Genomic DNA, 12,499 nt, shown 5'->3' with positions numbered 1-12,499 from the left:
CTCTTCCACCCCCACAAACCTTCTGCCCTTGTGTTCCAGTGTTACAATATACAAGGAATTTTATACAAGGAATATATGCCGCCAGTATATCAAGTATGCTGCATCCCATTATAAACTAGAAATGGTGGTTCGTATAGGCTTTTAGTCACATCTCCTAATACGATACAATTCCTTCTATTTTCTCCCTTGTATAACATCACTGTCAAGAACTTTCAGTTTGTGAGCAGAGCATTTACTAATTTAGGAAGTGTGCCTTCACTTATATAAACGCGGGGCACCCGATGAGCCAACATGCAGATAACCTCGTAGTGAATTGTTCCAAGCTGGAGAGCCAACTCGTCTGCCGTGATCATCACGTCAGCTTGACGGCCGATGAGAACAACTTCTTCGCCTGCTTTAATTTGTTCCGCTTCTGCAGCGAAAGATTTGAGTGATACCATACACTGATCCATGCAGATTGTTCCGACGACAGGAACGCGGCGTCCACGTATTAGCACCTCCGCTTTGCCAGTTAGCATGCGGGAATATCCATCTGCGTACCCCACAGGTAGCGTTGCAATAATCTCCTCGCTCTCTGTGATGTACCTAGTGCCGTAACTGACGCCCCAATCGGCAGGCAGGCTTTTGACATATACAACCTGCGTCTTCAGCGTCAATACCGGACGTAGTTCTACCAGTTGACGGTTCACCTCTGTGGAGGGATAAAATCCGTACAAGCTGATGCCTACACGCACCATGTTGCTGGATAAATAAGGTGAATCAATGGCCGTAGCGCTATTGCCCGTATGTATGATCGGGATCTGAATGTTCTGCTCCCGCAGCGTTTCCGCCACGCTCATGAACCGTCGATGCTGTTCCAGTGTATAGCTTTTGTCTTGTTCGTCTGCCTTGGCAAAATGGGTAAACATACCCTCCAGCTCCGCCTGCGCAACAGACTGCACTTCAGAGATAAATGCAGGTGCGTCAGCTGGTAAAAGACCCAGTCGTCCCATCCCGCTATCAATCTTGATATGCACCTTCAGCCGATGTTCCGGATCTATAGGAAGCTGTCTTATAGCCTCCAGTACCTCCGGTGTGAACAGTGTTACAGTTACATGGTTCTCCCAGGCAACGGCTATTCCTTCTGGGGAAGTGTAGCCAAGCACCAGTATAGGAATCAGTATTCCCGCCTGACGCAGCTCCAATGCTTCATCCAAAAAAGCCACACTAACATAATCTGCTCCGAGTCTTTCCAGCTCCCGTGTCACTTCCACTGCTCCATGGCCGTACGCATTTCCTTTGACGCATCCCATAAACTTTGTCTCTGCCGGCAAGTAGCGGCGAAAGGCTTCGTAATTGGCACGCAAATCATCCAGATTAATTTCGGCTACTGTCGGTCGATAGCTTGCTTGCACTTCAAGTCACCTTCTTACGTTGTAGTAAAACGTCATTGCTGCATTGCATTAATCATTGTCTTAGTACCAATGGTAATGCTACAGAAGGTGGCTGTCAATGTGTGCTGGAGCCCCGGCAAATAAAGAAAAGCGGATACTACGTTGTAGAGGAAAGAATCCCACAAAACGCAGTATCCGCCTACTTTTTATTATTTACCCGATTGTGCCTCCATAGAAGCGGCAATTTGCATCATTTCATTAGCAGGAAGATTGGCACTTGTAATTCGGTACTCTACTCCCTCAGACATCCAAGTCAATGTCTGCTGCTCATCCCCACTCAGAACTCCCCATGTAAAACCAAGGTCTTTCAGGGTTCCAGGCGCCAGTGCTACCGCACGGTCCAGTGGACGGGATTCCATAATAGTGTACTGATAAATCCCATCATATCGGATGAGAACAGCATGGTCTTTGTTCCCCTCCAATTTATGGGAGTCCTTAAACTCTACACCAGCTGGAATATAATCAGGTTCAATGATCCCAAAGTCTCCAAGCTCTGCAGCCACTGGTTGCTCAGCCGGTTCTTGGCCTTCAGGAGCTGTAATTGGATTACCATTCTCATCAACCTCAGCTACTGTGCTCTCTGCGGACTTACCCGAGGCCATGTTCTTTTCCATATCAAAAGAATCCTTGGTGAAATCCGTATCGAATTTGAAGGTGTCAAACTTCACGTTTACAACTACCTTCGCTTCAGAATCCGAGACTTGAACCTGTTTAGGTTCATAAGTCTTTTTATCAAGCCAAATCTTTTGTCGTACAAGGGCATTGCTTTGATAATTCGCGGCTACCTCGAACACATAGTTATCCCCATCTTCCACAAATTGGCGATTATTATCCGAAACTATGCCACGAACCAACGTCTGATACAGATAGACCTGCCCTTGATCATCCGGCCAATCGCTTTGGAAGCGGAAGCTCTTATTCATACTTGGTGTGAGTACGAATACTCCCTCATCATTACGAAGTACGATCTGCGTAATATCCTTCTGAACATTTGCCAAGCTGATCCGGTAGTAGGAAGGATTCTTGTACCATACCTCTACCTTATACTCCTGCGGCTGTTCCCCGGTATACAGGGTCATTGTGCCAGAACCTTGGTACGTTCCCTGCTTACTTTCCAACTTGTCAGCCACATTGTTCAAATCCTTGACTACGGAAGCGGCATCCTTCTTCCCGCACCCCGTCATCACCAGGGCCACGCTCATAATGATCGCGAGTACCCATGTTATCCGGCGCATGACATCATCCCCTTAACCTGTTTTGAATGCATTGATTAGTACATGTCTATGAGGGACTTGGCCGCAATATGCAGACGGGCATGACAAGCGTGCAGCATTGATTTATTTTATGAGCTCCAACAAGCCAAAAAGCCCGCGCACAGCGCTGGCTCTATACTTCATCAGAAGTTGCAATATCATTATGTAGGGTGTTTTAACCATTCTCTTCAATTCTCGTTATCACTATGTACTGCTTTATTGTACTGATTAATTAATTCATCTAATCTCATGGACTGTCTGATCACATTTGGATGCGAAAGCCCTCCATGTTGCCTCTCCATCAAATAAAGTTTGTTTCTAGCACCCTCTATTCTCTTTTGGATAATTTCCTGATCATTCATTAACACTACCTCCCTAATGAAATATTCTAGAGGTATATGTCAAATTCTTAATTTTACATTGAAGTGCATTACTAGAATTCAAAAAAAGCGATTCCAGATTTAATCAGGGAACTCTCTTGATTGATATCTTCTATGAAACTATCACTACTAAGCACTGTCAATAACAAAGCAATTTTTCTTTTCATTGATTCTAAGCAGATTCTGGTACTCTTTCTGCGTTTCTAAAGATGCAATATGCCGAAGCTGCTCAAACATTCCGACACACTTAATTATACATGATTCGTTATTAATCCTTACAGAATTCTCTAAACTATCCATTATATATTTTATACTAAGCTCATATTTTCCTCTTCTTATATAATACAATGCTATTTCAGCCATAAAAAAAGTGTATCTGTCTTCGATAATTTGTCGATTATAACATTTAAGATTTCGCTGCTGATCTCTAAAATCTGATATTTCTGGCTCAAACCGCTGAAGAATATCATCCACATTAAAATCATAGTGGTTGGCTGCCTGAAGGATTTTGAACAGGCCTGGAAGAAATTCTTCTTTTCTATCTTCAATATAGGTCACATATTCCGGAAGCATTGCTGCATCACCTTTTAAAATTTTCAGCAAAAAAATATTAGCCTGCGCCCAACCCATACATTGATTCATGAGTTGCAAAGCTTCCTCCGTATCCTCACGAATCCAGCTCATGTCCATGTAAAGGTTGATATAATGCAATGCTCTATCATAATCTCCAAGCTCTCTGTAAACTACTGAACGTAACACATAAGAATATAAAATATATGAAAATAAGGGCATTGCAGGTTCCTTTTGTACCCCGTTTTTTCTGGCTCGCTCATTATTATAATTATATTGAATGGATGCTTTTTTGCCCAATTCCTTAGTCATTACCATTACCTTATCCCAATGCCTCAAAGCGCTATATGTATTCGCCAGAACCTTCAGTGCGTCAAGCTGATCAACTTCATCAAGCCGATTTACAAAGCCCTCAAACTGCACCGCTGCCCGCAAATTCACATCCTGATCGCCCCCTAGAGCAATCGTAAACAATCTGTATTGGCAAAAAGCCAGCCGCTCTGAATGCTGATACTTCTCACTCTCCGCCACACTCCGGTATAACAACGCTGCAGCTTCATATTTCCCTTGTGCAAAGAAATCTTCTGCTGTATCAAACAACGGGTGTGTATAAGATAGGCTGTCCATCATGATTCCAATCACCCGGCTTATACATTCCAGCTTATCTAGTTCAGCACAGCGATATAGAAAAGGTCGAAGACGTCTCCAATTGGGATTGGAATGTATAAAACACTCCTCCACATACATATCGTAAAAGCAGCCTTCCTCTAATCCCATACCTTTTGTAATCCGATCTAATTGCTGCATGGCTATAGGACGATTCCCATTCATAATGTTGCTAATCGTGCCTGAATTTACTTTAGATACCTCTGCGAATTGATTAATTGTTATTCCATTCTTCTTGAGGTAGTCCGCCAGTTCTGCACGAATGGTCATCTGCTTCATGATCAAAGCCACCTTTCGCCATCATGATTCATATATAGATCAATAGTATTTAAATAATAATATGTCTAATTATTCCAGTGGTCAAATACTTTTTTTGACTCAATTGATTATACATTTATTCAATTAGTGATGTATAAAATACAAATTAGCCGAATGTAAAAAACCACCAGAACACAAGGTGTATTAGACCTTTTCTGGTGGCTTTTCTAATGCTACTTCTATCCATCGTTATTCAATACATGCATTTAAATTCAACTAAGAACTAGGTTTAATCATCATGTCCAGCTTATATATATAAGGGCCGAGCGCTTCAATTAACTTCTCTTGGTTTTGTATCTCCTCTTTCGAAAGCCGATCCATATGAACACTTCCATCTGCATCAAATACCTTGGCATCATAGCTTTGCAACTCATTTATTAATTGTTCGATCTCCGCAAACTCTTCTTTAGTAAGCCTCTGTTCTGCTTTTTCCAGCAAGCCATCCCAGAAAGTATCACGATCAACGACAGCCGACTTTGCCTTAGGGATTTCCGTTTCATTCATTTTCTCAAAATAAGGTTTAAGCTCAACCTGTAAATCGTTATATGCCTTTTGATCCTTCGCACTTAACTGTTCCAGGTGAAAGACTCCTTCAGCATCGGCCATTTGCAGATTGTAAGCTCCCAATTCCTCTAGTAATGACATCAATTTTGTGAATTCCTCTTCGTTAAAACTTTGCTTCGCGCTCTGCAGCTTGGCTTCAAGCCTGTCATATTGTTGCTGGGTTAATCCAATCGTAGCAGCAGTTGCTTGTGAGCCATACAGGGTATCCGCCAAATAATTATATCCGGCATATGCTCCAGTAGGAATTAATAATGCAGCCGCCAAAATGCTTGCTACAAGCCATTTTTTCATTCGTCTTCCCCCTAACCTAGTCTCGGTCTGATTTAGTATTTGCTCCTTCAGTTCCGGTGGGGCACTTAGATTTCTCGCCTCTTCCTGCAGAACTGTCCGTAACTCTTCATTGAAATTCATGCAGGTCCTCCACCTTTCCCTTAAAAAGAGTATGATTTTCTGGCTTCTGACGAAGCTTATGCAGTGCAGCATGAATACGGGATTTCACCGTACCCAGAGGGATACCCAGTATCGCGGCACTTTCTTCCTGTGAATATTCATTTAAATAGTGCAGAATAATCACCTGCTTCAGCTTAAATGGAAGACGATCAACACTTGCTAGTAGACGGCGGTTAGCTAACCTGTCCACAACATCACTAGTGAAATCAGGTTCCATCCTTAGATCAGTCTGCTCTATTTTTTTGACCATTCGGAGATGCGTCCATCTCTTTCTTCGATAGGCATGAATTTGCCGCATAACCAGCCCCATAAGCCAAGGCCTAAAAGGACGATTGACGTCAAATTGCTCAAGCGACCGGTGCACCTGAATATAAATCTCCTGAACAACATCATCCACATCGGAGGTTTCGCGAACGAGAAAATGAACGGTCTGATACACATCCCGAATCGTTGCTTCATATAGTTCACTGTACGCTTCACGGCTGCCGGCTAGCGTAAGCGCAATGAGCTGAGAATATTCATTTGGATGTTTCATCCCTCTCAATCCCTCCTTCGGTCTTACACTATGTATTGGTAAATAGAGAATAAATCGTTCGATTTATTTTAAAAAAACAACCAGGCAGCGATTTTCCGGTTATTGGAGAATCGCTGCCTGGTGTTTTTACTCTGCAGCGGCTTATTGGAGTAGATGAAGTCGGCGGAGGCTGATCTTCAGCTTTGCTTGAGCAGATTATGCGCAGGTGGAAGCTGGTCTTCAGCTTTGCTTGAGCAGATTATGGGCGGTGGAAGCTGATCTTCAGCTTTGCTTGAGCAAATTATGCGCAGGTGGAAGCTGATCTTCAGCTTTGTACGCCAGCTTTGGCCGGACCCTGCCGAAATCTATGAGATAACTGCATTCTGTACACTTATTCCGTATGTAAAAGGGTTTACTCTGATTTTAAGTGTATTCTATACAATTAAAAAGCAGAGAAGCTTCCTATAGTGGTGTAAATCGTGAAAATAAGTGTACGAAATACAGCTATTTTCATTGGAAAGATATTTCGCAGAAATATCGTTGTACGAAGTACAGCTATATTCTCCCAATCGTTGTTTGCATGTGCCCTCAATAAAGCGAAAAAGGGGAGATCCATATGGATCATCCCCTTACCCGTATATACTCGAATAGTAACCGCCTATCTTTCTAAAAAATCAGTCAGCGGATAGACTCAGCAACTTTGATCAAATCATTCTTGTCCAAGCTAGCTGATGTTACACCGTATAACACTCCATTGGCTTCCCAGTCCAACCCTTTTCCATTAACCAATACAGCATCAACTCCGTTAATCTTCACTTTTTCGATGGTGCCATCCGTCGACATCTCATAAGCCGTTTCGGAATCAGCGTGCCGCTGCTGCATCGAGATGATCTCATCGGTAGCTTCATTAACAAAATATAAATTAATATATTTGCTATTGATCACATCACCATTGCTATCCTTATAAAACTCTGCACGATCAAAGGTATAACCCTCTGGTAAATACGCCGGTAAGCCCACATCAAAAATCGTATATTCGTTTAGCTTGCTAGAATCCCTCTCGATCAGCAATTCCGCTTTCTCTTGATCCCTCTCAGATTGCGTAACCAGTCTGCCGTCTTCAACTCCGACGATTTTTTCCCCATCAGCATTGTAGATATCACCTGCCTTTTGAGCAGCGTCGAGGGTCACAAGCGCATTTCCTTTGCTATCAAAAATCTTCCCCTTTAAGTCATCCGGAATCACGTTGGAATCCGCAGAAAATTCTACTTCATGGGCTACAATATGGCCTAAGTTTATCGTTTGCAATACTTTCATTAACAGCTCCTGCGCAAATGACGGCTGCACAAAAGTTACACTTAATACGCTAACCACTAGCAAAGTTGCCAGCATAACAGCAGGACGTCTTAATCTATGTTTTGTATGCAATCCTTTCTCCTCCTTTTGGCCGGCATACTTTCTCCGTGCCTTGTTCAGAATGGCTGTTTTGTCAGAGCCCTCGCTGAGATCTTTATGGGCCAGAACCCTGCCTAGCTCCAGCAGCTCCTTGTACTCCCCAGCACCCTTTAAATCATTTGCCGCTCCATATATACTTTCATCTAAATCTGCTGAGAACTTCTGCTGTATGTCTTTACTGTTCATAGCTGCTCCACGCTCCCTATTTCAGTCTTCAGCTTTTTCATAGTCCGGTAGAGTATCACACCGATATTGCTCTCCGAAATTCCCGTAACCTGGGCAATCTCTCTATTTCTCAGATTAGCACCAAATTTTAGAGCCACAATATTCCGCTCCTTTGAGCTCAATGTATTCAAGGCTTCGTTAAGCCTTCCACTACGTTCTCCCTGGAGGATCAAGTTTTCCGGATCTTTCCTGCTAGAAACCAGTTCCTTGACGGCATCCAGCGAAAAGAAAATTTTCCTTTTAAAACTCCGGTAATGATCATTGACCACGTTTCTGGCAATGGCGAATAACCATACCTCTAAAGGAGCTTTTTCCTGAGAATAGGTCGATAGTTTCGCCAACGTTTTCTCAAAAACGAGGCTTGTCAGATCCTCAGCCGTATGGAGAGAACTAACCCGGTAAGCGATGTAGTTAAATATTCTTTTATAGTAGGTTTCAAAAATCGTTGTGAACAAAACATCTATGTCAGCATTTTCCTGTATATTCTCTTTTACAAAAGGATGAAGCAATGCGCGCTCATGCATCAATCGAACTCTCCTTTCCCACCACATTTTCACTTAGCTAAGTAAATTCATCAGTTAATACGATACATTTCCAATTTCATTACAAGATATAAAAAAAGAAGAGTTCCAGCGCTAATTTCAGTCTTTCTAACCAAGCTACAGTAACCCAGCAACTTGACAAGCTTATTATAGCTTCTATATATTTTAGTAACTAAAGTAAATTGGAGCGAGGCAATGTTATGAGCACAAAGGAAGAGAAACAAAATGCTATCCATAAGGTCATGGAATCTATGGCAAATGTGCAGCAGAAATCCCAGTTTTTCATTGATATGATCACTAAAAAGGAAACCCTGACTCACAATCAGATCATGCTGCTGTTTCAACTCCGGCTTACCGGAAGCTTGAACATTACTGACATCTCTGAACGCTTCGTGGTTACACCCGGAGCTGCTTCTTCCATGTGCGATAAGCTTGAGGAAGCTGGACTTATTGAACGGGTGCGGACTAAAGAAGACCGCAGAGTTGTCAATATTGTCCTTACAGAACAAGGTGATCAGCGTATCCATACAATATTTGAAACATTTCCTACCCCTGATCTGAATAAAATCTCCGGAACTTTAGAACAAATAAATAAATTGATGGAACAAATGATGCACTAACAGCCTTCATTTTGCTCCTTATCAGCTATACTCTTTTCTATAAACACTGTCTGTCAGGAAACTGACGGCAGTGTTTTTTTAGCTTTAACTCCCAAATTATTATATTGACTATATATTATAATGAATATATATTTTAATCATTAAAATATATTTCGAAGGACGGTACTGTAAATGTCCAATAATAACAATACTTATGAACGTACTGACATGATCGATCCACCATTGAAGGTAAGAGGTTCGCAGTTTGTTCGAGAGAATATTAATGCGGTCACGGTTGATGTGTTTGGCCACTTAAGTACCAAAGGGAGCGTCTCGACTTCTAAACTCAAAGTATCTGGTGACTGTACAATTGGGGGCAATTGTAAGGCCAATCAGGTAAACAATCTAGGGAGTCTGCGCGTTCAAAATATCCAAGCAGATAATCTCCGCTCTTCTGGATACATGTCCGTAGCAGAAAATGCTGCAGCGGGGACTTTTTATGCTGAAGGTGCTGTGAAGATAAACAGACTAACTGCAGATTCATCGATTGAGATCCGTTTAGGCAATAGAAGCACTGTCGAGGTTATGAGAGCTGACGGTAACATTATCGTTAAACCCTCTTCCAAGTTGATTAATGCGCTGATGCACCCTTTTCGAAAACTTACCTGCACAACAATTGAAGGAACTAACATAGCGTTATACCGGACGACAGCTGACCTTGTGTGCGGTGAAGAAATCATCGTCGGACCGGGTTGTACCATTGGGGAAATCCGCTATAGCAAAAGTCTGACGGTGGATCTTAAGTCGCAAGTTGACCGAACTGTATTTTTAAACCCATAAAGGAGAGTTTACATGGAAAAAAGCACTCATTTGTCAGGAGCCACTGTGCTCAAAAACATCGCCAAAGGAGCCATCATCTTATTCTGTGTACCAATCCTTAGTGTCTGGGCCGTGGGGAGTGTTGTCTGTGCAATCATTGCACCTATCGGTGGTGTACTAGGTATTGTTGGCATCCAAGGAATAGGACTAAATGCCTTTCCAGATTATGATTTACCGAACATTCTCAGCCTTCCAATCGGTCTCTGCCTCTCCTTACTTTTGTTCATTTCTTTCTATTACACTCGTCGTTTATTGCGTGGATGCCTGCATTTTATTAAAAACTAGCGAACTGTAACAAGCTTGTATTCTCTTTGTTAATAGAAAGTGACCTACAACGCGCTGTTTTATTCTATACTTAAGGGGACTGGACTTTATCCTGGAGGTAATTATGAATAAAATCATCGCTATCGGAGCTATCACGCTCTTTTTGGCCGGATGCGGAGCATCGGCAACCATAGATATGGATACAACAATGGCTATTAACCAAACACAAGCTACTTCAGCACCACTGAAACTAATCGTCGACGGTGAAGCCGTTCTTCCTACCCTCTCCCCTTTTTTCCTAGATGATAAGGTCTATGTACCTGCAAAAGTATTAATGGAATACTACACCTCAGAACAAAAATGGGATAATAACTTAAAGACCTTAACCATCTCTGACGGAAGCAGCAGTTATGTTCTGACGCCGGACAATGAGTATATGCAAGCTGACGGTTATCAAACCTCACTTGAAGGACCAGCTATTTTACGAAACGGTATTTTATATATTCCAGCCGATTCCTTAAACTCTCTGTCTGGTGCCACTGCGCAGCTGAATGCAGCTGGAACTGAAGTATTAATAACATCAGGGGATGTTAGTACTACCGTCAGAACACCCAGCGAACCTCTTGCTATTGCTACAGAAAATGACCAAGTGAAGCTGTATGCTGCCCTTAAAGATGGCGGTACCTATGAGGGATTTGTTGTAGAGGTGAACGGTAACAAGCATACATTTGATTGGGAAGCACCCAGACTCCTAAGTTACCCTCCTGAGATTCATTATGCCGACGTCGATCAGGATGGGCAGGAAGAAGTCATTGTCATTCTGTGGCTCGGAACAGGTACGGGCATGTCCATGCAAGAGCTTCACGTGATTAAGCCTAACCAGTGGGAAGAAGTCACTGTCCCTTCTGCAGATAAAGCTGCCTCCGCATTGGTTACGTCAAAAATTTCTAATGAAAAAGGGGACGCCCTGATTCAAATTCAAGTTAAAGGTTCAACTACATCCATGGTGACTTTGCGATATCCAGATCGTGCTGAGGATGGCAATCTAGGCGAACAAGCCGGCATTGGTGCTGTTACTCACTACATAGTGGAAGAGGGCAAGCTGAAGGCGGAAACAAATGTTTATATTGGATTTCTCGAGAGTATTGGCACACTAACTTTTGCCTACAAACCGGGAAAAGATGGAATGGAACCCGACTCTATTCGCTTTGAGGTTCATGAGGAATTAGCTTCTTACGTGGAGGGCGAACAGTTATGATTGATGCCCATATACATTTAGAGCAATATGAACCTGAAGTTGCCGAACAAATACTGAGTGAACTGCCTGACATGGGAATTAAAGCCCTTATCGCTGTCTCTATGAACTTGAACTCTTGTATACGCACCCAAAGACTTGCAGCCATAAATCCCGGCGTGGTCCGTCCAGCTTATGGCTTTCATCCAGAGCAACCCTTGCCGCAGGATGCTGAGCTGGCTGCTCTACTGAAATGGATCGAAAGTCAATCTAGTGAGGATTATATTGCTGTGGGGGAAATCGGGCTACCTTACTATTCGCGTGCTGAAGCCTTAGAACGGGGCGAAACCTTTGATATGGCCCCCTATATTGAGCTGCTGGATCAGTTGCTTGGGTTAGCTTCCTGTCTCAATAAACCTGTGGTGCTGCATGCTGTCTATGAAGATGCGCTTATTGCTTGTGATCTCCTGGAGAAACATAACATACAGCATGCCCACTTCCACTGGTTCAAAGGTCCGGAAGAAGCCATTGCCCGCATGATTAAGAACGGCTACTATATCTCCTTCACCCCGGATATCCTGTATGAGCCGGAGATACAGGCGCTTGCCCGCCGTTATCCCCCAGAGCTAGTCATGGCTGAAACCGATGGTCCTTGGCCGTTCGAAGGACCTTTTGCAGGGAAAATCACCCATCCGTCTATGATTCGGGAAGTCGCCGCTGCTTGGGGAGCGCTCCATGGTTACACTCCCGGTGAAGCGGAAGAGTTATTGACTGCGAATACTAAGCGATTTTATAGCTTGTAGATGCTCTATAGCTTGTTGATAGGTCTATTCTAGGAGTAGAGGAAAGTCAGGGCCTTAGCTAGCCTAGCCTAACGCCAGACCAACATTATGAATAAACACAACTTAGCTTGTGAATCCGTATTTTTCATAGTGGAAGTACTGGTCACAAGCCGACCTTACTTAATCCAGATCCCCTTACCAATTTTCGTTTGATTCGGTAATATTTTCGCGTACATATTTTTGCGTATGTATTTACGTGTACGTAGTTTACGTGTACTTATACATGCACGTATTTACACAAGCGTATTTACACGTACTTATACCTGCACGTATTTACACAAACGTATTTACACGTACTTATACCTGTACGC

13 protein-coding genes are annotated in these 12,499 nt (G+C 42.9%); 5 read left to right on the top strand and 8 right to left on the bottom strand.

Features of this window, described 5'->3' with window-relative positions; genetic code table 11:
• Window positions 1-212 precede the first annotated feature (212 nt).
• The 8 genes from alr to MHH46_RS05625 all read right to left on the bottom strand — a co-directional run bounded on the left by alr (window position 213) and on the right by MHH46_RS05625 (window position 8,352).
• Window positions 213-1,394: an alanine racemase gene (gene alr, locus MHH46_RS05660; RefSeq protein ID WP_036686775.1), complete on the bottom strand. Its 1,182-nt coding sequence runs from the start codon at window positions 1,392-1,394 to the stop codon at window positions 213-215.
• Between the two features lie 188 nt (window positions 1,395-1,582).
• Window positions 1,583-2,668, bottom strand: coding sequence for an outer membrane lipoprotein carrier protein LolA (locus tag MHH46_RS05655; protein WP_076129533.1), 1,086 nt, complete (start codon window positions 2,666-2,668; stop codon window positions 1,583-1,585).
• A 206-nt stretch (window positions 2,669-2,874) separates the two neighbouring features.
• Window positions 2,875-3,048: an aspartyl-phosphate phosphatase Spo0E family protein gene (locus MHH46_RS05650; protein ID WP_076129534.1), complete on the bottom strand. Its 174-nt coding sequence runs from the start codon at window positions 3,046-3,048 to the stop codon at window positions 2,875-2,877.
• Window positions 3,049-3,195: 147 nt separating this feature from the next.
• Window positions 3,196-4,581, bottom strand: coding sequence for a helix-turn-helix transcriptional regulator (locus MHH46_RS05645; RefSeq protein ID WP_076194858.1), 1,386 nt, complete (start codon window positions 4,579-4,581; stop codon window positions 3,196-3,198).
• A gap of 255 nt (window positions 4,582-4,836) precedes the next feature.
• Entirely contained in the window at window positions 4,837-5,595 is a 759-nt protein-coding gene (locus tag MHH46_RS05640; protein WP_076194856.1) for a DUF3600 domain-containing protein, read from the bottom strand.
• Window positions 5,582-6,169, bottom strand: a complete 588-nt coding sequence (locus MHH46_RS05635) for a sigma-70 family RNA polymerase sigma factor (protein ID WP_076194854.1) — start codon at window positions 6,167-6,169, stop codon at window positions 5,582-5,584. The genes MHH46_RS05640 and MHH46_RS05635 overlap by 14 nt, the downstream gene beginning before the upstream one ends.
• Window positions 6,170-6,826: 657 nt before the next feature.
• Window positions 6,827-7,789 carry a DUF4367 domain-containing protein gene (locus tag MHH46_RS05630; protein WP_076186727.1) on the bottom strand — a complete coding sequence of 321 codons (963 nt, stop codon included), beginning with the start codon at window positions 7,787-7,789 and terminating at the stop codon, window positions 6,827-6,829.
• On the bottom strand, window positions 7,786-8,352 hold the full coding sequence (locus MHH46_RS05625; protein WP_076129539.1) for a sigma-70 family RNA polymerase sigma factor: 567 nt from the start codon (window positions 8,350-8,352) through the stop codon (window positions 7,786-7,788). The genes MHH46_RS05630 and MHH46_RS05625 overlap by 4 nt, the downstream gene beginning before the upstream one ends.
• A gap of 218 nt (window positions 8,353-8,570) precedes the next feature.
• Between MHH46_RS05625 and MHH46_RS05620 the strand changes: the two genes are divergently transcribed.
• The 5 genes from MHH46_RS05620 (at window position 8,571) to MHH46_RS05600 (ending at window position 12,149) form a co-directional block, all read left to right on the top strand.
• Window positions 8,571-8,990, top strand: a complete 420-nt coding sequence (locus MHH46_RS05620) for a MarR family winged helix-turn-helix transcriptional regulator (RefSeq protein ID WP_076194852.1) — start codon at window positions 8,571-8,573, stop codon at window positions 8,988-8,990.
• Between the two features lie 171 nt (window positions 8,991-9,161).
• Window positions 9,162-9,809 (top strand): hypothetical protein, encoded by a 648-nt coding sequence (locus MHH46_RS05615; protein WP_076186733.1) that lies wholly within the window; start codon window positions 9,162-9,164, stop codon window positions 9,807-9,809.
• A 12-nt stretch (window positions 9,810-9,821) separates the two neighbouring features.
• On the top strand, window positions 9,822-10,133 hold the full coding sequence (locus MHH46_RS05610; protein WP_076129542.1) for a hypothetical protein: 312 nt from the start codon (window positions 9,822-9,824) through the stop codon (window positions 10,131-10,133).
• Between the two features lie 103 nt (window positions 10,134-10,236).
• Window positions 10,237-11,370: a copper amine oxidase N-terminal domain-containing protein gene (locus MHH46_RS05605; protein WP_076194850.1), complete on the top strand. Its 1,134-nt coding sequence runs from the start codon at window positions 10,237-10,239 to the stop codon at window positions 11,368-11,370.
• Window positions 11,367-12,149, top strand: coding sequence for a TatD family hydrolase (locus MHH46_RS05600; RefSeq protein WP_076194848.1), 783 nt, complete (start codon window positions 11,367-11,369; stop codon window positions 12,147-12,149). Before MHH46_RS05605 ends, MHH46_RS05600 begins: the two co-directional genes overlap by 4 nt.
• The last annotated feature ends 350 nt before the right edge of the window (window positions 12,150-12,499 follow it).

This window comes from Paenibacillus sp. FSL H8-0175 (genome assembly GCF_045040615.1).
In the GTDB taxonomy this organism is placed as follows: domain Bacteria; phylum Bacillota; class Bacilli; order Paenibacillales; family Paenibacillaceae; genus Paenibacillus_AQ; species Paenibacillus_AQ odorifer.
The sequence above is the reverse complement of the archived record's forward strand: the minus strand, read 5'-3'. Positions and strand labels throughout refer to the sequence as shown.

Excerpts from the sequence above, each read along its gene's own strand:
- MHH46_RS05655 (WP_076129533.1), bottom strand. The coding sequence starts at position 2,668 with ATGCGCCGGATAACATGGGTACTCGCGATCATTATGAGCGTGGCCCTG.
- MHH46_RS05650 (WP_076129534.1), bottom strand. The coding sequence starts at position 3,048 with ATGAATGATCAGGAAATTATCCAAAAGAGAATAGAGGGTGCTAGAAAC.
- MHH46_RS05645 (WP_076194858.1), bottom strand. The coding sequence starts at position 4,581 with ATGAAGCAGATGACCATTCGTGCAGAACTGGCGGACTACCTCAAGAAG.
- MHH46_RS05640 (WP_076194856.1), bottom strand. The coding sequence starts at position 5,595 with ATGAATTTCAATGAAGAGTTACGGACAGTTCTGCAGGAAGAGGCGAGA.
- MHH46_RS05635 (WP_076194854.1), bottom strand. The coding sequence starts at position 6,169 with ATGAAACATCCAAATGAATATTCTCAGCTCATTGCGCTTACGCTAGCC.
- MHH46_RS05630 (WP_076186727.1), bottom strand. The coding sequence starts at position 7,789 with ATGAACAGTAAAGACATACAGCAGAAGTTCTCAGCAGATTTAGATGAA.
- MHH46_RS05625 (WP_076129539.1), bottom strand. The coding sequence starts at position 8,352 with ATGCATGAGCGCGCATTGCTTCATCCTTTTGTAAAAGAGAATATACAG.
- MHH46_RS05620 (WP_076194852.1), top strand. The coding sequence starts at position 8,571 with ATGAGCACAAAGGAAGAGAAACAAAATGCTATCCATAAGGTCATGGAA.
- MHH46_RS05615 (WP_076186733.1), top strand. The coding sequence starts at position 9,162 with ATGTCCAATAATAACAATACTTATGAACGTACTGACATGATCGATCCA.
- MHH46_RS05610 (WP_076129542.1), top strand. The coding sequence starts at position 9,822 with ATGGAAAAAAGCACTCATTTGTCAGGAGCCACTGTGCTCAAAAACATC.
- MHH46_RS05605 (WP_076194850.1), top strand. The coding sequence starts at position 10,237 with ATGAATAAAATCATCGCTATCGGAGCTATCACGCTCTTTTTGGCCGGA.
- MHH46_RS05600 (WP_076194848.1), top strand. The coding sequence starts at position 11,367 with ATGATTGATGCCCATATACATTTAGAGCAATATGAACCTGAAGTTGCC.